Source organism: Streptomyces sp. NPDC111606 (assembly GCF_055656945.1).
The window spans coordinates 342,094-364,022 of the sequence record NZ_JBVKBY010000009.1 but is presented as its reverse complement, the minus strand read 5'-3'; the positions used below and the strand labels follow the sequence as shown (position 1 = coordinate 364,022).

Genomic DNA, 21,929 nt, shown 5'->3' with positions numbered 1-21,929 from the left:
TCCCCGGCGCACCCTCCATGTCCGCGGCCGCCCGCACGGCCCCAGGTGGAGAGGGAACCCCGTGACCGACGACCGACCCGCGGACAGCCCCGTACGGGTCCTCATCGACCTCGCCCGCGTCGACCGCAATGTGCGCCGGCTGCACGCCCGCGCGGCCGCCCGCGGCGTTCGCGTCCGGGCTCATGTGAAGGGACACCGCACCGCCGAACTCGCGCTGCGCCAACGCGCGGCGGGCGCCGTGGGCATAGCGGTCACCCAACTCGCCCAGGCCCGCCAGTACGTGGCCGCCGGCATCGACGACGTGGTGATCGCGCACCCCTGGCCCGAACCCTGGAGGTGGCGCGAAACGGCCGAACTTGCCCGGCACTGCCGGGTGTCGGCGCACGTCGACAGCGAGGCCGCCGTCGAAGGGCTGGCCGACGCGGCGGCCGAACTCGGCGTCACCGTCGGCATCCGGGTGCAACTCGGCACCGGCCTCGACGCCACCGCCACACCCGACGGCCGCCTCCTCGCCCTGGCCCGCGCGGCAGCCGCCCGCCCGTCGCTGCGGCTCGACGGCGTCACCGCCTACCAGGCACTGCTCAGCGCCGAGGACGCGAAGGACGCGGCGGCCATCGGGCGGTCAACGGCCGCGTACTGCCTGCGGATCGCTGCGCTGATGCGAGCGGCGGGCCTGCCCTGCCCGGGTGTCGCCGTCGGAGGCACACCCACCGCGGACGGGGCCCTCGCCGAACCCGGCGTCACCGAGATCTGCTCGGGAGCGTACGCCCTGCAGGACGGGGGCATGCTCGCGATCGGCGCCTGCGCGCCCGAGGACGTGGCCGTGACCGTGGTCGCGACGGACCAGGAGGCGGCGGACCGGGTGCTCGACCAGCACCCCTACCCGTGGCAGACCGCCCTGGACCACCAGCGGTTGGCCAGCACGGCACCACCGGGAGCCAGGCTGAGCCCGCCGCACATCTGCGCCCTCACCCCGCAGGTCCGGACGGTCACGGTGTACGAACACGACGAGAAACGGCGCATTGGCATATGGCAGGTACTCAACACCCAGGACACACCTCCGGCACGGCCGACGAACCCCGGCCGGACGAAGGGGAGTTGAGCAAACCCGCCCCGCCCGGCCGCCGGAACGCGCTGGGCGTCCTGCGGGTGCGTTCCTTCCGGCTGTTCTTCATCGCCCAGTCCAGCTCGTCGCTGGGCGACTTCCTGGTCGCGCCCGCACTCGCCTTCGCCATCCTGGATCTCACCGGCTCCGCCGCCGCCATCGGACTGGTACTCGCCGCCCGGACCGTCCCCCTCACGCTGTTCATGCTCGTCGGGGGCGTGCTCGCCGACCGGCTGCCCCGCCAGCGGGTGATGCTCGCCGGCGATCTGGCCCGGTTCTGCTCCCAGGCCGTCACCGCGGCACTGGTGTTCAGCGGCGACGCCGCCGTCTGGCAGCTCATGGCCCTGCAGGCCGTGCACGGCACGGCCACCGCGCTGTTCATGCCGGCCGTGACCGGACTGGTGCAGGAGTGCGTCCCGGCACCCCAACGGCAGTCCGCCAACGCCCTGCGCAGCATCTCCCACTCGGCCGCCATGATCGCGGGGCCGTTGCTGGCCACGCTCCTCGTCCTCACCGCCGGGACCGGCTGGGCGATCGCCGCCGACGCCGCGACCTTCGCCGTCAGCGCCTACTGCCTGGCACGACTGGGACTGCCCCGCGACGCGACCGTGCCCACCGGCCGGGGCGGCCACATGCTGAGCGAACTCCGCGAGGGATGGCGGGAGTTCGCCTCCCGCACCTGGGTCTGGTCCATCATCACCATGGCCTCGCTGAGCAACATGCTGTACGCCGTCTTCACCGTCCTCGGCCCCGTGCTGAGCGAACGGGAGCTGGGTGGACGCGGCGCCTGGGGCGCCATCCTCACCGCCTTCGGGGCGGGCGCCGTCCTCGGCGGCGCCGGGGCCCTGTGGCTGCGCACCCGCCACCCGCTGCGCACCGGGCTCCTGGCGACGGCCCTCTTCGCCGCCCCGCCCCTCGTCCTCTCGCAGGCCTCCACCACGGTGCCCGCGGCGGCGGCAGCGTTCGTCGGGGGTGCCGGCCTGATGCTGTTCAACCCGCTGTGGGAGACGACACTCCAGGCAGGCGTCCCCGCCTCCGCGCTGTCCCGGGTCAGCGCCTACGAATGGTTCGGCTCCTACGCCGCCCAGCCGATCGGGCTGATGCTCGCCGGACCGCTGGCCGCCCAGGCCGGCATGCGCACCACCCTGCTGGCCGCCGGGCTGGCACAACTGGCCATCAGCCTGGCCCCCCTCGCCCTGCGGGACGTACGCAGCCATTCCGTCGAAAGGCAGGAACACCGATGACCCGATCCCAGGGCACACCCTCCGGAGCCGGCCAGGACCGCCCCTGGATGAACGCCCTCAGCCGCGGGCGGGTGCCGGGCCCCAGGCTGCCCCAGCAGCGAGTCGTGGACGGAACCGGCCCCAGCACCCGCAGCGTCCACGCCGGCACCTACCAGGACCCGGTGACCGGTGCCGTGGGGACCCCGGTGTTCCAGACCAGCACGTTCACCTTCAGCGATGACACCTACCAGGCCTTCGAACAGGGCGACATCAGGGACGTCCCGATCTACGGGCGGTACGGCAGCCCCAACCAGTGGGCCGTGCAGGAGAAGATCGCCGCACTGGAGAACGCCGAGAGCGCCCTGGTGTTCTCCTCCGGCATGGCGGCCATCACGACGACCCTGCTGGCCCTCACCAACCGTGGTGGCCACATCGTCTCCTCCCGCGATGTCTACGGCGGCACCTTCAACCTGCTGCGCGAGGACATGCACCAGCTCGGCCGCGAGGTCACCTTCACCGATCCGGTCGACATGGAAGCCATCCGCGCCGCCGTCCGCGACAACACCCAGGTGCTGTTCTTCGAGACCCTCACCAACCCGCTGCTGAAGGCCGCGCCCCTGGTCGAACTCGGGCGCCTCGCACGGGAGAAGGACCTGCTCCTGGTCGTCGACGGCACGTTCCTGCCGCCGGTCTGTCTGCGCGCGCTGGAACACGGGGCGCACCTCGTGCTGCACAGCGCCACCAAATACCTCAACGGGCACAGCGATGTGACGGCGGGCGTCGCCGCCGGGCCACGCAAGTACGTCGACCGGATCTGGGCCCAGATGCTCAAGTTCGGCGGCTCGCTCGACTCGATGACCTGCTTCCTGCTGGAGCGTGGACTCAAGACACTGGCCCTCAGGATGCGCGCTCACAGCGAGACTTCCGTCGCCGTAGCCGCGTTCCTCGCCGGCCATCCCGCGGTACGCAAGGTCCACCACCCCTCCCGGCCGGACTACCCCTACCCCTGGCTGCACGAGATGGCGCCCGACGGCTTCGGCGGCATGGTCTCCTTCGAACTGGACGGCGGGGACGAGGCGGCCCTGAAGCTCCTGGACCGGTTGCGCCTGCCCGTGGTCGCCACCAGCCTCGGCGGAGTGGAGTCCCTGGTCAGCCTGCCGTTCAACACCTCGCACAGCTTCCTGACCAGGCGCCAGCGGGCCGAGGTGGGGATCGCCCCGGGCCTGGTGCGCTTCTCGGTGGGCATCGAGGACGCCGACGACCTCATCGGCGATCTCGACCAGGCCCTCGGTGGCCTGTGACCCGGCCGGAGACCCGCGCCACCCGCGAGGGAAAGGACTGAGCAGTATGCGCAACGGACTGAACATCGCCGGAGTGTCGGAGATGGTGCACGAGATACGGGAGATCCCCGCGGAGGCGGTCGCACGCTTCGCGGTGGAGACACCGGCCGGCGCCGCCACCCCGGGAAGCGTCACCTCCCGCACGCTCACGGCACGCAACGGCACCGTACGGATGGCCCGCGACTTCCGGCTGGGCCACCGCCTGACCGTGACCGCCGACGAACCGGACGGCGCCCGGCCCACCCCGTACGAGTCGGCACTGGCCGCTCTCGGGGCCTGCGTCATGGTGACCTCCGTCAACGGCTACACCGCCAGGGGCGTCACTCTCGGCGCGATGTCCATCACGGTCCGGGCCGACCTGGAGCTCGACGCGACGGGACGGCCCGTAGCCGGGCGGCCGCTTCAGAACATCGCCTGGCGCTGCGACGTCGACTGCGACACGGACCCCGACACGGCCCGCTCGATCAACCGGCTGGTGACCGCCTTCAGCCCCAACCACCGGGTGTTCCTGGACGCGGCCCCGCTCGACACCGTCGTCCTCGTCGGCGCCGACGGCCGGACGACCGCCCTCGACGCCCCTGCGCCCGGCGCGGATTCCGAGGCGGCGGGCCCTGCCCGCAGCACCACCGTCGAAGCAACCGTGACCTGGGAGTACGGCTCCGAGGGCAGCTATGTCACCACGGTCGGCACACCCGGCGCCCGCCCGCGGTCGGGCCCCTGGGGCGTGGATCAGGCGAAGCAGATGCTGGGTATCGACCGTGCCCCCAACTCGCAGGAGATCCTGCTCGCCGCACTCTGCGCCGAACTGACCTCACTGCTCCCGGACGGCAGCGTGCTGCGGGCCGCCGGCCTCCTCGACACCCGCGGCATGCTGAACGTCGCACGCGAGGTGCCCAGCCGGTTCCACGGCCTGTCCCTCGAAGCCGTGTCCCAGGACCTGTCGGCGAGAGACCTGTCCCGGGCGCTGGCACGCTCCGTACTCCTCGCCACACTCGCCACGCCACTTGAGGTCGACGTCGAACTGTGGCTCGCCGGGCGGCAGGTGGTGTCCGACCACAGCATCACGGCGGATGCCGAGGCCGTACGCGACGAACTGACCCGGAAGGCCGGGCAGCAGGCCGAACAGACGAACAGCCAGAAGGACGCCGGCCATGACGGCTGAGAGAAGTCACCAGGGGGACCGCATGACACAGCCGGTCTGCACATGCCGGCCCGGCGCGACGGTATGGCTGACGGGCCTGCCGAGTTCCGGCAAGAGCACGCTCGCCCGGCAACTGGCCGATTTGTTGCGCTCGCGGGATCGCCGGGTGGAGGTGCTCGACGGGGACCGGCTCAGGCAGGTCTTCTCGCCCGACCTGGGCTTCAGCCGCGAGGACCGGAACACCAACGTCCAACGCATCGGCACGATGGCCCAGGTACTCGCCCGCAACGGAGTCCTCGCGCTCGTACCGGTCATCGCCCCGTTCGCCGACAGCCGCGAGGCCGTCCGCAAACGCCATCTGTCCAACGGCACGCCCTACTTGGAGATCCATGTCGCCGCGCCGCTGGACGTGTGCGCGGCACGCGATGTGAAGGGGCTGTACGCCAGGCAGGCCGCGGGCGAGATCAGCGGACTGACCGGCGTCGACGACCCCTACGAGGTGCCGGAGACACCGGACCTTCGCGTGCGGACACATGCTCAGCCCGTGCACGAGTCCGCCGCAGCGGTCCACCGGCTGCTCGTCGAACGGGGGCTGGCGTGACGGCCCCGGCCGCGCCCCGGGTCGCGGCCCGCTCGTTCGCGCTGTCCCACCTGGACCGGCTGGAGTCCGAGGCCGTGCACATCCTGCGCGAGGTCGCCGGCGAGTTCGAACGGCCGGTGATCCTGTTCTCCGGCGGCAAGGACTCCATGGTCGTGGTGCACCTCGCGTTGAAGGCCTTCACGCCGGCACCGGTCCCCTTCCCGCTGCTGCATGTGGACACCGGGCACAACTTCCCCGAGGTCCTCGACTTCCGGGACCGGGTGGTGGCGGCACACGGGCTCCGGCTGCACGCGGTCCCGGTCCAGGACTACATCGACAGCGGGATGCTGCGTGAACGCCCCGACGGCACCCGCAATCCGCTCCAGACCCTTCCGCTGACGGAGACGATCCGGACCGAGCGGTTCGACGCGGTGTTCGGCGGCGCCCGGCGCGACGAGGAGAAGGCACGCGCCAAGGAGCGGGTGTTCAGCCTGCGCGACGAGTTCTCCCAGTGGGATCCGCGCCGTCAGCGTCCGGAGCTGTGGAACCTGTACAACGGCCGGCACGCCCCCGGCGAGCACGTCCGTGTCTTCCCGCTGTCCAACTGGACCGAACTGGACGTGTGGCAGTACATCGCCCGGGAGCGGATCGAGTTGCCGCAGATCTACTTCGCGCACCGGCGCGAGGTGTTCAAGCGGGACGGGATGTGGCTGACCGCGGGCGCGTGGGGCGGCCCCACGAAGGCCGAGCGGGTGACGACCCGGCAGGTCAGATACCGAACCGTCGGTGACATGTCGTGCACGGGCGCCGTCGAATCGGAGGCCCGCACGGTGGAGGACGTCATCGCCGAGATCACCCGGTCCAGGCTCACCGAGCGGGGCGCGACCCGCGCCGACGACAAGCTGTCCGAGGCCGCCATGGAGGACCGCAAGCGCGAGGGGTACTTCTGATGAACGCCGACACACTGCGCTTCGCGACCGCGGGCTCGGTCGACGACGGCAAGTCCACTCTGGTGGGCCGCCTGCTGTACGACTCCAAGTCCGTCCTGACCGACCAACTCGAGGACGTGGCGAGGGCATCGCGAACCGCGACGCCCGATCTGGCCCTGTTGACCGACGGGCTGCGGGCCGAGCGGGAACAGGGCATCACCATCGATGTGGCGTACCGCTACTTCGCCACGTCGCGCCGCCGGTTCATCCTCGCCGACACCCCGGGCCATGTGCAGTACACCCGCAACATGGTGACCGGCACCTCCACCGCGGACCTCGTCGTCATCCTGGTCGACGCCCGCAAGGGAGTGGTCGAGCAGACGCGCAGGCACGCCGCGATCGCCGCTCTGTTGCGCGTCCCACAGGTGGTGCTGGCCGTGAACAAGATGGACCTGGTCGGCTACGCGGAGTCGGCGTTCACTCCGGTCGCCGACGAATTCACCGCGTACGCCGGCGCGTTGGGCGTGCCGCACGTCACCGCCGTCCCGATCTCCGCCCTCGAGGGCGACAACGTCGTGGAGTCCTCGGCCGCCATGCCCTGGTACGACGGCCCCACCGTCCTTAGGCATCTGGAGACCGTCGAGGCCGGGCACGATCCGGCCGACGCCGAGGGACGCTTCCCGGTGCAGTACGTGATCCGCCCCGGCAGCGCCGAACACCCCGACTACCGCGGCTATGCGGGCCAGATCGCGGCCGGCGCCTTCCGGGTCGGCGAATCGGTGACGGTCCTCCCCTCCGGCCACACCTCGACCATCACCGGGATCGATCTGCTCGGCAGGCCGGTCGACGCGGCGCGGGCCCCGCAGTCGGTCACCCTCCTCTTCGCCGACGACATCGACATCGCGCGCGGCGACCTGATCGTTCCCTCCGCGGACCTGCCGACCACCAGCAGGGATGTCGAGGCGACGGTCTGCCATGTGGCCGACACCCCGCTCACCGTCGGCCGGCGTGTCCTGATCAAGCACACCACGCGAACGGTGCGGGCCCGGGTCGAGGAGATCCCTTCGCGGCTTGGGCCGGACGACCTTTCCCAGCGGCCGGAGCCCGGACAACTGGTCGCCAACGACATCGGCCGGATCCGGCTGCGAGCCGCCGAACCACTGGCCCTGGACGCCTATGCCGACTCCCGCAGCACCGGTTCCTTCCTCCTGATCGACCCGGCCGACGGCACGACACTCGCCGCCGGCATGGCCTCACCGGTGCCGAGGACCGGCCACCTGGCTCCTCCTGAACCGCCGACCGCATCAGCTTCCTCGATCACGTGACAGCGACGCGGCGAACGATCCCAGTCACAGCGCCAGGTCCGCGCCGCCTGCCCGAGCCCGGCGGCGGACCCGCGTCCTCAGGAGCGCCGCGGCACCCGCTCGATCGCCACCATGGCGGCATCGTCCCCCAGATGTCCGCCGACGTGCCGCATCAGGTCCTTGCACAGGTGGGCCAGGAGGGCGTCGGGCTCCTTGTCGGCTTTGCCGGCCATCCGTTCCGCGAGCGGGTAGAAGGCGCCCTCGCGGTTGCGGGCCTCGATGACACCGTCCGTGTAGAGAAGGACGATGTCGCCGTACTCGAAGGCGAACTCCTCTTCGGACAGCTCGGTTTTCATGAATTCGGTGAGGCCCAGGGGTGGTGCCGGGTCGCGTACCTCGAGGGGTCTGACGTGGCCGCGACGCAGCAGCAGGGGCGAGGGGTGTCCGCAGTTGATCAGGTGAAGGACCGGCTCGTTGTCCGGGATGTCCAGTGCGGCGGCAGTGATGAACGCTTCGCCGCGATCCTCGGTCGCGCTGTCCAGAGCAGCGGGGTCGTCCAGGTCCGAGGAGACGGTTCCCTCGAGGAAGGCCATGAGCGCCGGTAGATCGGCCTGCCGGTGGGCTGCGCCCCGGAACGCGCCGAGCAGGAGGGCGGCATCTCCGACGGCTTCCAGGCCGTTGCCTCTGACGTCGCCGATGACGATCCGGGTCCCGTGTGCCGTACGAGCGGCGGCATACAGATCGCCGCCCAGCTGCGCCTCGGATTCGGCGGCCAGGTAGACCGACGCGATGTGCAACGAGCCGACACGCTGGGGAAGCGGCTTGAGCACCACCTCTTGCGCGGCCTTCGCGACCGACCGCAGCTGACTCAGCTCCCTTTCATGACGCTCGCGCCGGGCCGCGAAAGAGATCGCGAACGCTGACATCAGGATCAGAATGATCAGCTGAGAGGAGTGGTTCAGATCGGCGATGCTGGTGCGCACCACCGCCACCAGGGCCTGGGCCGATACGGCGAGGGCGCCGACGCATGCGGTCGTCCGGGGACCGGCGAACGACGCGGTGACGGCGGGCGCGGCCACCAGGAACGGCCCGAGGTGGACGCTGGGCGGAGCCAGGATGTCGACCACCGTGACGATCACAATCATCATGATCGGCACCGCCAGCAGCACATGACGTGGCTCCTGTGACCCACGATGATCTTTGAGGCGTCTCGGAACCATACATTCTGGATACACCCCACCGCGCCCCGGCGCCCGCACCGACGCCCACGGCGCACGCGGCCCCGGATCAGTCGCGCGAGGTGGTTTCCCGCACCCAGGGCAGCGCGAACCGCTCCAACAGCACCAGAGCGAAGTAGAGCAGGATGCTCATCAGCCCGATCAGGATGATCGCCGCCCAGGCGGTGGCGGTGTCGCCGACCCCGCCTGCCTGCACGATCAGAAAGCCCAGCCCGCTCTCACCGGCCTGGAACTCGCCGATGACCGCGCCGATCGCGGCGAGCGGCATGGCCACCTTCAGCCCGACGAAGATCTGCGGCAGTGCGGCGGGCAACCGTACCTTCCGGAACGCCTGCCAGCGGGAGGCGTCCAGCGAGCGCGCCAACTCGGCCAGGTCCGCGGGGGTCGACGTGAGGCCGGTCGCGGTGGACAGCACGATCGGGAAGAAGCAGAGCAGGAAGACCATGGTCAGGACCGGCTTCTGCCCCCAGCCGAGTGCCCCCACCAGCAGTGGCCCGAGCGCGATCTTCGGAACCGCGTTGACGGCGACCAGCAGCGGCGTGAACATCCGCTCCAGTACCCGCGAGCCCGCCAGCGACAGTCCGATCAGGACTCCGCAGGCGCTGGAGAGAACGAACCCGACGACGGTCTCCACCGTGGTGTCCCCGGTGTGCTCCAGGAACCGGCCCGGGGCCGCGGTGAACGCCGAGAGCACGGCACCCGGCGGAGGCAGCACTGCCGGGTGGATCACCTCCAGCGCTGACGTGAGCAGCCACCACACACCCAGTGCGACCAGCAGCCCGGCCGACGGCAGCAGCACGACGCCGATGCCGGTTCTGCGCTGCGGTCCCGGTCCGAATCGCGGCACCGGCTCCGGGCCCGCCGCCGAGGCTTGCGGCGGCTTCGAGAGGTCGCTCATCCCATCCTTCTCCCGGCGCGGCGTGATCAGCCTTTCGGCACGAGGTCGAAGTCGATGATCCGATCGGCGGTCATTCCCTTGGGCAGCGCGCCCGCATCCTCCAGGATCGCGATACTCCGCGCGACCCGTGCGGAGTCCAGCGTCCCGGTCGCCGTGCCCGAACCGTCCGGCGTCACGTACTCGGCCATCAACTCCAACTCGGCGGCCGCGGCTGCCGGGTTCGTGGCGTCCACGTTCCGCTTCAGGATCTCGGAGGCCTCCTTGGTATGGGCGAGGCTGTACTCCAAACCCTTGAGCAGCGCCTTGCTGAACCGCTTCACCATCTCCGGATCCTGCTCGGCGATCTTCGTAGAGGTGATCAGCACGTTCCCGTAGAGATCGGGTATCACGTCGCTGTACGGCAGCAGGACGGCCTTCTTCTTGGTGACCGCCTCGACGGTCGGCTCACCCACCACGAACTGGCCGATGCCGTCCACCGCACCGCTCGCAAGCGTGCCCATCAGCGTCTGTGCCTCGCCATTGACCCAGGTCACCTTGTCGGCGTCCACTCCGGCCAGTCGCGCGTACGTCGGGAAGAGGTTGCGCACGACGGAGCCGGGTGTGTCGGCGAGCCGCTTGCCCTCGAGGTCCTTCGGCGCGGCGATGCCGTTGCCCTCGGTGGTGGCGATCGCGGCCATGGTGTGCTGCTGGATGGCGGCCACCGCGACGAAGTCCTTCGCCTGGCCGCTGCCCATGTGCAGCAGACCGCCCGTGAGGTCGATGGGCCCGAACTGCGCCTGGCCACTCGCCACGGCCGGAATGACGCCGCCCGTGCCCTGGCCCGGCTTGATCTCCACGTCGAAGCCGGCCTCCTCGAAGTACCCCTTGTCCTTCGCGACCCAGGCGTACGAGTCCCGGCCGAAGTTGCCGAACGAGGTCAGATAGGTGACCTTCCTCAGTGCCTTGTCGTCGTCACCGGCACCTGCGTCGGAATCCGAGCCGCCACACCCCGAGACCAGTGCCAGCGCCGTGGCCAGAGCCACCGCGGCGACCGTACGGGCGAACCTGTTCATGCGCACAGTGTTGTCCTCTCCGACCGCCGACTGTGCCGAGGGCATGACACTCAGTACGGTCAACAGCCTACGAGGGCCCGGCAGTTGTGGGCCAGGTGTGCGGCAGTGGGGATACAGAGACGGGGCGACAGGTACCGCTGGGCGGCCCGCTCCGGGTAGCCTGACCGGGCGTCACGAACCGGCCGGCATGGCGATCGCCAGTGGATGGGGAGACCGCCGGATGATCAGACTCACCGGTGTGTCCCGGAGCTTCACCAACCGCTCCGGTTCGACAGTGGCACTCCAGGACATCGGCCTTCACATCACCGAGGGCGAGTTCGTGGCGGTGGTGGGCCGGTCCGGGTGCGGCAAGTCCACACTGCTGCGGCTCATCGCCGGACTGCTGCCGGTCACCGAGGGCGAGATCACCATCGGCGGCGAACCGGTCAACGGAGCCAGGCGGGATGTCGCCATGCTGTTCCAGCGGCCGGCCCTGCTGCCCTGGCGGTCCGTCCTCGACAACGTCCTGCTGCCCGTGGAGATCTTCGGCCGGCGCCGGTCCGAGCACCGCGACCGGGCGCACCGGCTGCTGGAGACGGCGGGACTCAGCGGCTTCGAGAAGCACCGGCCGCACGAGCTCTCCGGCGGTATGCAGCAGCGTGTCGCACTGTGCCGGTCGCTGATGGGCGAGCCCCGGGTACTGCTCATGGACGAACCGTTCTCCGCACTCGACGCGCTGACCCGCGCGGACCTCGCGGTGGAGCTGCAGCGCATCCACATCGAGAACGCGGCCACCGTCGTCTTCGTCACCCACTCGATGGACGAGGCCGTGCTGCTCGCCGACCGGGTGGTCGTGCTCACCCCGCGCCCGGGCCGGATCCGCAGGACCGTCGACATCGCGATTCCCCGGCCGAGGACGCTGGGCCGAACTGCGCACCTGGACGAAGTGGCCCGGTGCACCGCCGATCTGCACGAGCTGCTGATGGAACGGGACATATCCACGCCGGTCGAAACGGAGGGGTGATGACCGCCCGGGTCTGCGTCTTCACCGAGCCGCACCGCGGCGCCGATTACGAGGATCAGCTGCGCTTCGCCCAACTCGTCGAGGCCTACGGGTTCGAGGGGTTCTTCCGGGCCGACCACTACCAGGCCATGGGCGCCGATCCCGGGCTGCCCGGCCCCACCGACGCCTGGCTCACGCTGGGCGCGCTCGCCCGGGAGACCTCCAGGATCCGGCTGGGCACCCTGGTCACCTCGGCCACCTTCCGGCTACCGGGCCCGCTGGCTGTGACGGTGGCGCAGGTGGACCGGATGAGCGGGGGGCGGGTCGAACTGGGTCTCGGCGCCGGTTGGTACGAACGGGAGCACACCTCGTACGGCATCCCGTTCCCGCCCGCCACGGAGCGCTTCGACCGGCTGGAGGAGCAGCTGGCCGTGCTCACCGGCCTGTGGCGAACACCGGTCGGTGAGCACTTCAGCCACCACGGTGACCACTACCAACTGCTCGACGCGCCCGCTCTGCCGAAGCCCGTGCAGGTGCCGGCGCCGCCGATCATCGTCGGGGCCGCGGGCCCAAGCGGACGCCGCAGCTGGCCGCTCGGTATGCCGACGAGTTCAACATGCCCTTCAAGTCGGTGGCAGAGACTGCCCGGGCGTACCGACGAGTTGCCGAGGCATGCGAGCGGACCGGCCGGGCGGAGGCCGGTCGGGCACCGCTGGTGCTCTCGACCGGTGTCGTGGTCGCGATCGGCCGCACCGACGCGGACGCGCAACGGCGTGCCGCCCCCCTGCACGTCAGGAGCGCGCTGCCACCGGAGGACCCGGTGATCGGATCCCCGGCCCAACTGGTGGACCGGCTCGGCGAGTTCTCCGCCATCGGCACCGGCCGTTTCCACCTCCGACTGATCGACTTAACCGACCTCGACCACCTGGAACTCATCGCCGGCGAGGTCCTTCCGCAGCTGTAGCGCATGGATGCAGCAGGGCTCAGTCCCGGGTGCGAACCGGCTGAGCCCCGCTGCCCACAGAGAGTGCCTAGCCGTTGGGGACGGTGTCCTCGAACGTGGTGCCGGCTGTGCGGTAGGCGCTGATCTTTGCCGCGACCTGAGCCGGGCTCAGGACCTGGTCCTTGACGTGCAGGACGTAGTCGACCTGCTCGTCGTAGGACCGCGGAGTGGTGCTGGTCTGGCCCGCGAGGTCGATCAGCCACTGGTTGAAGTTGATGGACATGGGGCGCTCGGGCAGGTACGCGGCGTCATGGGTGCCGAAGAGCAGTCCGTCGACGTAGTACTTGATGGAGCTGTTGTCGATGGTGAGCACCAGGTCGTGCCAGCCCGCCCAGCTCTGCCGGGACTCGGTGTGCTGGTTGACGGCCTGCCAGGGCTCGGGGTTGTAGGTCTCCCAGGACGTCGTGTACAGGATGTTGGCGGGCTCGCCCCAGCCGCCGTTGGGCAGGTACTCGAAGTCGTACTCCGCGTAGTCGTCGGCCATGGGCGCCTTGAGGTCGTTGATGGTGAAGAACGTCTGGACGAGGCGGTCACCGTCCGGTCCGGACACGGGCGCGTCGGAGAACTTGACCCGGGCCGCGTAGGTGCCGTTCTTGAACTTCATGGCCTTGGTGAGGACTTCGGTCTGCTTGGTGCTCTCGGCCGTGCCCGCGGTCGAGGTTCGCAGGTTCATCACCGAGTTGCCGCCGGAGCCGGCGAAGGTGACGTTCTCCGGGGACCACGTGGCACCGGGCACCCCCGGCCCGCCGGAGTTGGCGCGCACGTTCCAGCCGTTCGCCGAGATCCTCGGGTCGCTGGAACTGCCGTAGTTGAAGTCGTCGAACAGGCTCTGTCCGCCGGCCGGAGGATCGGTGGGCGGGTCGGTGGGGGGATCCGTCGGGTCGTTGCCCTCGGGGGCCGTGCCCCACACCGTGCTGCCGGATACCTGAGCGGTGACCTTCGACCAGTCCGCGTACGACGTCCGGGAGGGACCGAAGGAGTAGTCGTCGCCCTGGTTGAGCGTCTGCCAGTCCGCCCGGTGGAAGCGCAGCTGCATGTCCCCGGTGTCGGCGCCGGGCGCGAGGGTGCCCGCCCCCGCGGTGAAGCCGATGTCCAGGTAACGGTCGGCGGTGGCCGTGGGATTGGCCAGGGTGCCGAAGGTGCCGGTGATGTTGGCACAGCCCTTGACCGCCCAGGAGCAGGCGAAGCGGTAGGCGGCGGCCGAGTCGGCCTTGAAGTAGTAGCGCACCTTGACGGTGCTGAGCGGCAGGGTGCCGGAGCCGGTGTTCCTGACCTTCAGCCAGGGTTCGGCCTGGTCAGCCGTGACGCCCGTGGCGCCGGTCCGGTACTGGACCGTCACCGCGTCGGTCGCGGCGCTGGCGGTTCCGGTCAGGGCGGTGAGGCCGGTGGTGCCCATGGCCATGGCCACGGAGGCGGCCGCGGCGATACGCAGCCTGCTCGGAGTGGTTCGGGACTTCATGCCGATTCCTTCCAACACGGGATGTGGGGTTCGTCGTGCTCGGGGGATCAGGGGTGGCGGCGGACATCGAGGGCGTCGAGGCGCGGGACGTGCCGGTCCAGGCGGGAGCGGAAGTCCGCCCACGGGGTCGGGCCGCTCCAGGCGCGGTCCGCCAGGGCGCACAGGCGCGGATAGGTGAGGTACTCGAGGCGGCCGGGCGTCGCGGCGTACTCGGTCCACAGCTGCGCCTGGGTGCCCAGGACGCGGGCGGCGGCTTCGGGTGCGGCCCCCTCGGGGACGGGATCGTGCGTGTGTACGTCCCTCAGCGCCACGACGGCTCCTGGCTGCGCCGGCTGCTCCTGGGTTCCGCCGCTCTGCGGATAGTCGAAGTAGGTGGCGCGGTGGTGGGCGTTGATCACCTCGTGGCCGCGCCCGGCTGCGGTCAGGGCATGTGCGGGGTCGCGCCAGGCCATTACGGTGAAGTGGTCGGGCAGCTCGATTCCGGTCTCGGCCCAGCCGACCGGCCGTCGACCGTTCCGGGCCAGGAACGCTCCGACGCGGCCCAGGAACCACTCGTGAAGAGCTGCGGGACCGTTCAGCCCCGCGTCCCGGGCGCGCCCCCCGGCTTGAGGGCTCTGCTCCCATTCGATGGTGGGGCATTCGTCCCCGCCGATGTGGATGTAGGGGGAGGGGAAGACGTCCATGACCTCTTCCAGCACGGTGCGGCAGAAGTCGAAGACCTCCTCGTGGACTCCGAGGACGGTGTCGCACACGCCCCACTTGGTCCACACGTCCAGCACCCGGTCGGGACGGTTGCCCAGGTGCGGATACGCGGCCAGGGCGGCACGGACGTGGCCGGGCATCTCGATCTCGGGCATCACGGTGATGCCTCGGGCAGCCGCGTACTGCACCAGGTCGGCCAACTCGGCGCGGGTGTAGGCCCCGCCGTGCGGCACACCGCCGTGGTCATCGCTGCCGGCGCGGGTCATGGACCGGGCACGATGGGCGCCGATCTCGGTGAGCTTGGGATACGCCGCGACCGGCATCCGCCAGCCCTGGTCGTCGGTCAGATGCAGATGAAAGACATTGATCTTGTGCAGGGCGAGGAGATCGACGTACCGGCGCAGGTAGGACACCGGCTGGAAGTGGCGGGCCACGTCGAGCATCGCTCCGCGCCAGCGGTGCCGGGGGACGTCCGTGATCTCCACACAGGGCAGTGACCATCGCACACCGCGGTGCGGCGTTGCCGCCAGGGCTTGCAGGGGCAGGAGCTGGCGGATCGTCTGCACACCGCGCAGCAGGCCGGTGGTCCGTGCTGCGCGCAGCAGTACGGACTGAGGTCCGACCGTCAGCCCGTATCCCTCGCCGCCGAGCCCGGTCAGGGCCGGGTCGAGGGCCAGGACCACGGCGGCGTCCTCGGCGGAATGCAGCGGCAGGCCGGTGGCAGGGGCGAGCAGGGTGCGCAGCAGCTGGGCGGCGGGTTCGGCACCGCTGCTGATGCGCAGGCAGGTATGGGGCCCGAAGGTGAAGTGTCCAGCTCTGGCATGGGCCTTGGTGGGGCGGGGGAGCAGGGAGAAGGCCCCAGTCGGGGGTGCGGGCACAGCTGTCTCCGGGGGTCGGGTACGGGGCAGGGCGGGGAGTGTCAGCCCTTGACGGCGCCGGCGGCGAAGCCGGCCGTCACATGGCGCTGGAGCAGCAGGAACACGGCCAGCGCGGGGAGGGCGAAGAGCGTGGAGGCAGCCATGGTGGCGCCCCAGTCCGTGCCGAAGACGTTCTGGAAGGACGACAGCCACACGGGCAGGGTGCGGCTGTCCTGGTGCTTGATGATCAGGAAGTTGGCGTAGGTGAATTCGTTCCAGGCGGTGATGTAACCGAACAGTGAGGTGGCCATCAGCCCGGGGGCGAGCAGGGGGAAGGCGATGTGCCGAAAGGCGCTCAGGCGCGTGCAGCCGTCGACCTGCGCTGCCTCCTCCAGCTCCGGTGGGATGGCGGCGATGAACCCGCGCAGCACCACGATGGTGAAGGGCAGCGTCATCATGAAGTAGACCAGCGTCAGGGTGGGCAGCCGGTCGAGCATGGCGGTGTCGCGGGAGATGATGTACACCGGGATGATCAGCGCCTCCCACGGCGCCATCTGTGCGATGAACACCATCAGCATGAACTGCCGTCTGCCACGCCAGCGCATGCGGGCCACGGCGAACGACGCGCCCAGTGCGACGAGCAGGGAGAGCAGGACGGCGCCCAGTGTCACGAGGATGCTGTTGCGCCAGAACAGTGCGAAGCCGTCGGCATCGACAGCGGCTCGGAAGTGGTCCAATGTCCAGGTGCGGGGCAGCAGTTGGGGGCTTTCGGACTGGATGTCCCGGTTGGGCTTGAACGCGGTGGCGACCATCCAGTACACGGGGAAGAGACAGACCACGACGATCACTCCGGCGGCGAGGTGCAGCGGCATGCGCCGCAGCCGAAGGCGCAGCGGCAGCGGCAGGCGCGCCGTGCTCCTGGTGACGCGCGGGATGCTCATAGAGCCTCGCCCTCCTGGCGGAACATCTGTCGGAAGTAGAAGACGAGCACGCCGGCCAGCATCAGCACGGTGACCATCGAGGCGGCCGAGCCGAGGTCGTAGCGCTGACTCGACAGCGCGGTCTGCACGGCGTAGACGGGCAGGATGGTGGTGGCGTCGCCCGGGCCGCCGTTGGTCATCACCCAGATCTGTACGAAGGCCTTGAAGGTCCAGATGGCCTCCAGCGAGAACACCAGCATGAAGATCGGCCGGATCATGGGGAACGTGATGGCGCGGAAGATGCGCCGTGCCGAGGCGCCGTCGATGCGCGCCGACTCGTACAGTTCCGTCGGCACGGTGACCAGGGCCGAGTACAGGGTGATGGCGGCGAACGGCACCGACTGCCAGACGATCAGCACGACCAGGATCGTGAAGGCGGCCGGACCGTGGGCGAACCAGGGGTAGCGGTCGAACGACGTGAACCCCAGCTGTTGCAGGGCCCAGTTGACGATGCCGAACTCCGAGTGGAACAGCCACTGGAAGACCGTCGTGGCGGCGATCACCGGCATGGCCCAGCTCAGCACGAGCGCACTGAGGACGGCTGTACGGCCCACCCGGCCCAACCGCTCGATCACCAGGGCGACCAGGGTGGCGAGCAGCATGATCAGGGCGACGTTCACGGCCATGAAGAGGAACGTGCGGCGCACGACCTGCCAGAAGTGGGCGTCCGTCAGCAGGGTCTCGTAGTTGCGCAGGCCCACGAACCGGGCGTCGCCTTGGATGAGTTGACGCAGCTGGAAGTCCTGGAGCGATATCAGCACCGTGCGGACCAGGGGGTACGCGAGCAGGTACAGCATGCCCAGGATCGCGGGGGCGATCAGCACATAGGGCCAGACCCTGCTCCCGACGGGCCCGCGCCTGCCCCCGCGGCCGGGCCGGGCCGACCCGTTGACCGGCCTCGGGAGCGACGTGGGTGGCGTGCCGGCTTCACGGACGACCGTCACGATGTCCTCTCCTCTCGGTGTGCGGCTCCGCACTGTGCGGCGGGTTCACTCGGTGTGCGGCTCGCGCCGTGCAGCGGGTCCAAGGGCACGGGCGCGCCGGGCGCGGCATCGAAGACGGCTCAGGATCCCGTCGCCATGGCCGCAGTGATGGACGCGGACGCCTTCGCAGCCTCGGCCCGGGCATCGGCGCCGGTGAGCACGGCGGTCATGTAGTCCTTGATGGGGTTCTTCGCCTCGACGGCGGCCCAGCCGGGGGTGTTGGGTGTCGCCCGGCCGACGGCGGCGCCCACGGCCATCGCGGAGGCACCCGGGTCGGCGGCGACCGCGTCGGCCAGGGTCGTCTTGTTCGGTACGTAGCGCATGGCCGCGGCGAGCTTGCGCTGCCAGGCGTCACCGGTGAGTTCCTTGATGAACGTGAAGGCGGCGTCCTGCTTGCCCGATGCCGTCGGGATGACGAGATCGGAGCCGCCGGTGAACACCGAACCGGGCCGTGCTGCGGTCTTGCCGGGGATCGGGAAGAAGCCGAGCCTGCCCTTGAGGCCGGGATTGTTCGCGATGACGACGTTGGCTCCGCCGGGCGTCGAAATGATCTGCGCCACCTGCCCCTTGGCCATGACCTCGGCCTGCGGCGGCTGCGCCTCGTCGGCGTCCTTGGGGCCCTTGCCGAGAGCCTGCAGCTGCTCGTAGAAGTTCATGCCGCGTACGGCCTGCGGGGTGTGGAGTGCGCCTTTCCAGGTGTCGCCGGACCGTGTCGCGAGGTCACCGCCCTCGTCCCAAATGAACCCGGCCAGCGCGTACCACATCTGCCCCGGCAGGTAGATGCCTTGTGTCCCGCCCGTGTTGAGCTTCTCGGTCGCGGCGATCCACTGGTCACGGGTCTTGATGGCAGCGGCGTCGACGCCGGCCTTCTTGAACAGGTCAGTTCGGTAGATCACGACGCGGTTGGCCGCGTAGTACGGGATGCCGTACTGCTTGCCCTCGTAGGCGCCGGGTTCGGCCAGTCCCTTGAGCCAGTTGCCGCCGCCGAGCTCGTCGACCTTGTCGCTGAGGTCGAGCAGGCCACCGCTCTGTGCGAACTGGGCGACCTGGGTGTTGCCCGTCTCGATGACATCCGGAGCGTCATTGCTCGCGAGGGCGGCGGTCACCTTCTCGCCGATGCCGTCCCACTCCTGGATCTGGACCTTCACGTCGATGTCCGGGTGAGTCGCCTCGAAGCCCGCGACGAACTCCTTCTGGAACTGCGCCGAGACGCTGTCGCGCATGAGCCAGACATCGATCGTCGTCCGGCCGTCGGCGGATTCACCGGACGAGTCCGAATCGCCGCCGCAGCCACTGAGGCCGCCGGCGAGCACCAGCGCGGAAACACCAGCAAGCATGCGGAGCTTCACAGTTCACCCCTGGGAGGAAAGCACCACGCCACCTGACCAGTTGAGTGACTGGTCAGGTGACCTCTTGTTGGTCGATGAAGTTGGCATAGACCAATCGAAGCGTCAACCCTCCGCGCTGGCCTGCCTTTTGATTGAACGATTCACGCTGAGTCGTGTCGTGGCGGGGCGATTGACGGCTACACTCCATCTGACCAGTACTCGATCAGTGGTAAGAATTCGTGGACTGGTCAGGTGCAGTCACGAACGGCGGGGCGGGAGCAGCAGCATGAACGCTGGCGAGTCGGGGACGGTTCTCAAGCGAGAACGCGTCCGGGACCACATCCTCGAACTCATGGAATCGCTCAACCCCGGCGACGCCATCCCCTCCGAGCGGTCCCTGTGCGCCGCCCTGCACGTCTCCAGGCCGACCCTGCGGGCAGCCGTCGACGAACTGGTCGCCGCGGGACTGCTTGTGCGTGAGCACGGCCGAGGCATGTTCGTGGCGCCGGAGAAGATCACACAGGAGCTGGTCTCGGACCACCGGGCCATGGTCGTTCCCAGGGCGGCCGGCGCCTGGACGAGCCGTCTGCTGGAGTTCACCACCATCGCCGCCGGGGCCCGGGTCGGCCGCAAGCTTCACCTGTCACCCGCCGCCGACATCGTCTACGTGGCACGGCTACGCCTCGTCGACGGCGACCCCATGGCCATCGAGCACCTGCACATTCCCGCAGCACTGGTGCCCGCGCTCACCGCGCAGGAACTGGAAACGGGCGACCTGTACGAGCACCTTCACGACCGCCATGGAGTCCGGGTCAGCGAAGCCGTGCAGACGATCGAGCCCACCGTCGTCAGCCAGGCCGAGGCCAAGATCCTCGACGTGCCGCACCTGTCACCGGCGCTCCTCTTCGAACGCCTCACCACCGACACCAACGGCCAGGCCGTCGAGTACGTCCACTCCATCTACCGCGGCGACCGCTACCGCATCGTCACCCGCCTGACCCTGGGGGGTCGGCCGACCGGTGACGACCAAGCGACCAGGACGGAATCCATCCCGGGCATCCCGCCCGGTGTCTTCCCCCAGCAGGAAGCCGTCGTTCTCACAGCTCAGGGGGACGTGCACGCCGACCGGTGAGGTGTCAGGAGGAGCGGCTCAGCCGGGACGGTGACCCTGTCGTCTGACTGCCCTCGTTCCCCAGGGTCAAGGTGTCGGCGCCGGTCTTCGCCAGGGTGTAGACGTTGCCCCGCGCGCACAGCACGCCTGCCGACGGATCCGTGGGTGCGCTTGTGACCGCCTCGAAGACCATGGACGCGCCATGCGTCTCCCGTAGACGCAGCGTCTCGGTGCACCCGAGGTTCCGGCCTGTGCCCTCCTCGGTCACGTGGCTGACCTGTCTGCCCACGATCTCGCCCCGGCCCCCGGCGTGGAGGGTGACGGTCACGGCCACCCGGGTCGTGCGCGCGTTGACGATGCCGTCGCCGGCGGGGTTGCCTGGGCCTGTGCCCTTCCAAGTGCCCACCCAGGACGCGGGCAGGGCATTCCCGGCAGCGTGGGGGACGGTGAGACGGAGGCCGGCGGGGTCGTACGACCGTTCCCGCCCGCGTCGTCATCAGTGCCGTCGGGCCAGGCGAGCGCCGTGACGACGGCCGCCGTCACCACCGTGCCCGCGGCCACGGCGGCCGTCCATGCCCGCGCCGACCGACGGCCGGACGCGGAACCGGCCCCGGACGGGGCGAGGGGCAGGGGGCCGGGAGCGGGACCCGACGGGAGAGCGGGAGGAGAGCCGTGCGCAATCGGCGGGCCGTACGCGGTCGGTGGCCCGAACCCGGTCTGCGGTGCCGGGGCGGGCGCCGGTTGTGACTCTGGGGGGAGGGGCGCCGAGTGTTCCAGCAGCGTCGCCAGCTCGGTTTCCCGCGCGGCGATGTCCGCATCGAGGCGCGGCGGCCGTGCCGAGGCCCAGACGCCGGGTCCCGCCTCGAGCCTCTCCAGCAGCTCGTCCGCGGTGGGACGGTCCTGCGGTGACTTCGCGAGGCAGGCGGTCAGCAAGGGTGCGAGCGGCTCCGGCACGCCGTCGAGCGCGGGCTCCTCGTGTGCGACGCGGTAGAGGAGTTGGGCGGCGGACGGATCCTCGCCCGGGTGCAGAAAGGGCCCGTTCCCGGTGGCGGCGTACACCAGGACCGCGCCCAGCGAGAAGATGTCGCCGGGCTCGGCCGATATTCCCCCGGTGACCTGCTCGGGCGCCATGTAGCCGGGGGACCCGATGACACCGCCGGTACGGGTGTGCCGGGTGTCGTCCGCGGCTCGGGCGATTCCGAAGTCGATGAGCAGCGGATGGCGGCGGGCGAGCAGCACGTTGGACGGCTTCACGTCGCGGTGCGCGAGCCCTGCCCGGTGCACGGCCCGCAGCCCCTCGGCCAGTTCCGCCGCCAGGGCCCGGACGGCGGACTCGGACAGCGGGCCGTCGCACGCCACCCAGTCCGCCAGCGACGGCGCTGCCACGTACTCCGTGGCCAGCCATTGCGGCCGGTGCCCCGCGGGGCTGTAGTCCACGACCGACACGGTCCACGGGGAGCGCACCTGGTCGCTGCTGGCGATCTCGCGGGCGAACCGCTGCTCGAACCCGGGGTCGAGGCCGAACTCGGTGCGTACGGTCTTGAGGGCCAGCGGACGACCCGACGCCGTGCGGGAGAGGAACACCTGCCCCATGCCGCCGGCGCCGAGTCTCGCCAACAAGGGGTAGCCGCCGATGGCCGGCGGATCGGCGGGATCCAGACGTCTCATGAACCTCTCCGGGCGCTGCTCGGACCGCAGGGACGGTAGACCGTGG

The 21,929-nt window shown here is 70.3% G+C and carries 19 protein-coding genes and 1 pseudogene; 10 read left to right on the top strand and 10 right to left on the bottom strand.

The features are described 5' to 3' along the window. The first annotated feature begins 61 nt into the window (after window positions 1-61). The 7 genes from ACZ7M7_RS30785 to ACZ7M7_RS30755 are packed head-to-tail and all read left to right on the top strand — an operon-like array spanning window position 62 to window position 7,643. A complete protein-coding gene (locus tag ACZ7M7_RS30785) occupies window positions 62-1,102 on the top strand; it encodes an alanine racemase (protein WP_472122370.1) in 1,041 nt (346 codons plus the stop codon). Beyond that, entirely contained in the window at window positions 1,099-2,349 is a 1,251-nt protein-coding gene (locus ACZ7M7_RS30780) for an MFS transporter (RefSeq protein ID WP_472122368.1), read from the top strand. The genes ACZ7M7_RS30785 and ACZ7M7_RS30780 overlap by 4 nt, the downstream gene beginning before the upstream one ends. After that, complete coding sequence (locus ACZ7M7_RS30775) at window positions 2,346-3,629, top strand: trans-sulfuration enzyme family protein (RefSeq protein WP_472122366.1); 1,284 nt, start codon at window positions 2,346-2,348, stop codon at window positions 3,627-3,629. The genes ACZ7M7_RS30780 and ACZ7M7_RS30775 overlap by 4 nt, the downstream gene beginning before the upstream one ends. Before the next feature lie 46 nt (window positions 3,630-3,675). Continuing rightward, window positions 3,676-4,830 carry an OsmC family protein gene (locus ACZ7M7_RS30770; RefSeq protein ID WP_472122364.1) on the top strand — a complete coding sequence of 385 codons (1,155 nt, stop codon included), beginning with the start codon at window positions 3,676-3,678 and terminating at the stop codon, window positions 4,828-4,830. A gap of 22 nt (window positions 4,831-4,852) precedes the next feature. Further along, window positions 4,853-5,410, top strand: a complete 558-nt coding sequence (gene cysC / locus ACZ7M7_RS30765; RefSeq protein ID WP_472122362.1) for an adenylyl-sulfate kinase — start codon at window positions 4,853-4,855, stop codon at window positions 5,408-5,410. After that, window positions 5,407-6,339, top strand: a complete 933-nt coding sequence (gene cysD / locus ACZ7M7_RS30760; RefSeq protein WP_472122359.1) for a sulfate adenylyltransferase subunit CysD — start codon at window positions 5,407-5,409, stop codon at window positions 6,337-6,339. The genes cysC and cysD overlap by 4 nt, the downstream gene beginning before the upstream one ends. Beyond that, window positions 6,339-7,643 carry a sulfate adenylyltransferase subunit 1 gene (locus ACZ7M7_RS30755; RefSeq protein ID WP_472122356.1) on the top strand — a complete coding sequence of 435 codons (1,305 nt, stop codon included), beginning with the start codon at window positions 6,339-6,341 and terminating at the stop codon, window positions 7,641-7,643. The genes cysD and ACZ7M7_RS30755 overlap by 1 nt, the downstream gene beginning before the upstream one ends. 77 nt (window positions 7,644-7,720) lie before the next feature. Here the strand turns inward: ACZ7M7_RS30755 and ACZ7M7_RS30750 are convergent, their stop codons facing one another. The 3 genes from ACZ7M7_RS30750 to ACZ7M7_RS30740 all read right to left on the bottom strand — a co-directional run bounded on the left by ACZ7M7_RS30750 (window position 7,721) and on the right by ACZ7M7_RS30740 (window position 10,810). Continuing rightward, window positions 7,721-8,770 carry a PP2C family protein-serine/threonine phosphatase gene (locus tag ACZ7M7_RS30750; RefSeq protein WP_472122353.1) on the bottom strand — a complete coding sequence of 350 codons (1,050 nt, stop codon included), beginning with the start codon at window positions 8,768-8,770 and terminating at the stop codon, window positions 7,721-7,723. Window positions 8,771-8,909: 139 nt separating this feature from the next. Continuing rightward, window positions 8,910-9,758 (bottom strand): ABC transporter permease, encoded by an 849-nt coding sequence (locus ACZ7M7_RS30745; RefSeq protein WP_383626119.1) that lies wholly within the window; start codon window positions 9,756-9,758, stop codon window positions 8,910-8,912. A gap of 26 nt (window positions 9,759-9,784) precedes the next feature. Next, window positions 9,785-10,810, bottom strand: a complete 1,026-nt coding sequence (locus ACZ7M7_RS30740; protein ID WP_472122349.1) for an ABC transporter substrate-binding protein — start codon at window positions 10,808-10,810, stop codon at window positions 9,785-9,787. A 220-nt stretch (window positions 10,811-11,030) separates the two neighbouring features. On the opposite strand from ACZ7M7_RS30740, the gene ACZ7M7_RS30735 reads away from it, so the two are divergent. Both ACZ7M7_RS30735 and ACZ7M7_RS30730 read left to right on the top strand, forming a co-directional pair. Next, complete coding sequence (locus ACZ7M7_RS30735) at window positions 11,031-11,813, top strand: ABC transporter ATP-binding protein (RefSeq protein ID WP_472122346.1); 783 nt, start codon at window positions 11,031-11,033, stop codon at window positions 11,811-11,813. Further along, window positions 11,813-12,756 (top strand): annotated as a pseudogene (locus ACZ7M7_RS30730) (LLM class F420-dependent oxidoreductase). The gene ACZ7M7_RS30735 and the pseudogene ACZ7M7_RS30730 overlap by 1 nt, the downstream one beginning before the upstream one ends. A gap of 67 nt (window positions 12,757-12,823) precedes the next feature. On the opposite strand, the gene ACZ7M7_RS30725 reads toward ACZ7M7_RS30730, so the two are convergent. The 5 genes from ACZ7M7_RS30725 to ACZ7M7_RS30705 all read right to left on the bottom strand — a co-directional run bounded on the left by ACZ7M7_RS30725 (window position 12,824) and on the right by ACZ7M7_RS30705 (window position 19,125). Then, window positions 12,824-14,254: a cellulose binding domain-containing protein gene (locus tag ACZ7M7_RS30725; protein ID WP_472122344.1), complete on the bottom strand. Its 1,431-nt coding sequence runs from the start codon at window positions 14,252-14,254 to the stop codon at window positions 12,824-12,826. Window positions 14,255-14,301: 47 nt separating this feature from the next. After that, a complete protein-coding gene (locus tag ACZ7M7_RS30720) occupies window positions 14,302-15,834 on the bottom strand; it encodes a beta-N-acetylhexosaminidase (protein ID WP_472122342.1) in 1,533 nt (510 codons plus the stop codon). A gap of 41 nt (window positions 15,835-15,875) precedes the next feature. Further along, window positions 15,876-16,754, bottom strand: a complete 879-nt coding sequence (locus tag ACZ7M7_RS30715) for a carbohydrate ABC transporter permease (RefSeq protein WP_472122339.1) — start codon at window positions 16,752-16,754, stop codon at window positions 15,876-15,878. Then, the gene (locus ACZ7M7_RS30710; protein WP_472122337.1) at window positions 16,751-17,737 is read right to left on the bottom strand and encodes a carbohydrate ABC transporter permease; all 987 of its coding nucleotides are present in this window, start codon (window positions 17,735-17,737) and stop codon (window positions 16,751-16,753) included. Before ACZ7M7_RS30710 ends, ACZ7M7_RS30715 begins: the two co-directional genes overlap by 4 nt. Before the next feature lie 119 nt (window positions 17,738-17,856). Then, window positions 17,857-19,125, bottom strand: a complete 1,269-nt coding sequence (locus ACZ7M7_RS30705) for an extracellular solute-binding protein (RefSeq protein ID WP_472122335.1) — start codon at window positions 19,123-19,125, stop codon at window positions 17,857-17,859. Window positions 19,126-19,390: 265 nt separating this feature from the next. On the opposite strand from ACZ7M7_RS30705, the gene ACZ7M7_RS30700 reads away from it, so the two are divergent. Beyond that, the gene (locus ACZ7M7_RS30700) at window positions 19,391-20,236 is read left to right on the top strand and encodes a GntR family transcriptional regulator (protein ID WP_472122332.1); all 846 of its coding nucleotides are present in this window, start codon (window positions 19,391-19,393) and stop codon (window positions 20,234-20,236) included. Window positions 20,237-20,240: 4 nt separating this feature from the next. On the opposite strand, the gene ACZ7M7_RS30695 is transcribed toward ACZ7M7_RS30700, so the two are convergent. Next, window positions 20,241-20,543, bottom strand: coding sequence for a hypothetical protein (locus tag ACZ7M7_RS30695; RefSeq protein WP_472122329.1), 303 nt, complete (start codon window positions 20,541-20,543; stop codon window positions 20,241-20,243). Further along, window positions 20,540-21,883: a serine/threonine-protein kinase gene (locus ACZ7M7_RS30690; protein ID WP_472122326.1), complete on the bottom strand. Its 1,344-nt coding sequence runs from the start codon at window positions 21,881-21,883 to the stop codon at window positions 20,540-20,542. Before ACZ7M7_RS30690 ends, ACZ7M7_RS30695 begins: the two co-directional genes overlap by 4 nt. Between the last annotated feature and the right edge of the window lie 46 nt (window positions 21,884-21,929).

Coding starts and splice junctions, on each gene's coding strand:
- ACZ7M7_RS30775 (WP_472122366.1), top strand. CDS start 2,346: ATGACCCGATCCCAGGGCACACCCTCCGGAGCCGGCCAGGACCGCCCC.
- ACZ7M7_RS30770 (WP_472122364.1), top strand. CDS start 3,676: ATGCGCAACGGACTGAACATCGCCGGAGTGTCGGAGATGGTGCACGAG.
- cysC (WP_472122362.1), top strand. CDS start 4,853: ATGACACAGCCGGTCTGCACATGCCGGCCCGGCGCGACGGTATGGCTG.
- ACZ7M7_RS30755 (WP_472122356.1), top strand. CDS start 6,339: ATGAACGCCGACACACTGCGCTTCGCGACCGCGGGCTCGGTCGACGAC.
- ACZ7M7_RS30750 (WP_472122353.1), bottom strand. CDS start 8,770: ATGATGATTGTGATCGTCACGGTGGTCGACATCCTGGCTCCGCCCAGC.
- ACZ7M7_RS30745 (WP_383626119.1), bottom strand. CDS start 9,758: ATGAGCGACCTCTCGAAGCCGCCGCAAGCCTCGGCGGCGGGCCCGGAG.
- ACZ7M7_RS30740 (WP_472122349.1), bottom strand. CDS start 10,810: ATGAACAGGTTCGCCCGTACGGTCGCCGCGGTGGCTCTGGCCACGGCG.
- ACZ7M7_RS30735 (WP_472122346.1), top strand. CDS start 11,031: ATGATCAGACTCACCGGTGTGTCCCGGAGCTTCACCAACCGCTCCGGT.
- ACZ7M7_RS30725 (WP_472122344.1), bottom strand. CDS start 14,254: ATGAAGTCCCGAACCACTCCGAGCAGGCTGCGTATCGCCGCGGCCGCC.
- ACZ7M7_RS30715 (WP_472122339.1), bottom strand. CDS start 16,754: ATGAGCATCCCGCGCGTCACCAGGAGCACGGCGCGCCTGCCGCTGCCG.
- ACZ7M7_RS30700 (WP_472122332.1), top strand. CDS start 19,391: ATGAACGCTGGCGAGTCGGGGACGGTTCTCAAGCGAGAACGCGTCCGG.
- ACZ7M7_RS30690 (WP_472122326.1), bottom strand. CDS start 21,883: ATGAGACGTCTGGATCCCGCCGATCCGCCGGCCATCGGCGGCTACCCC.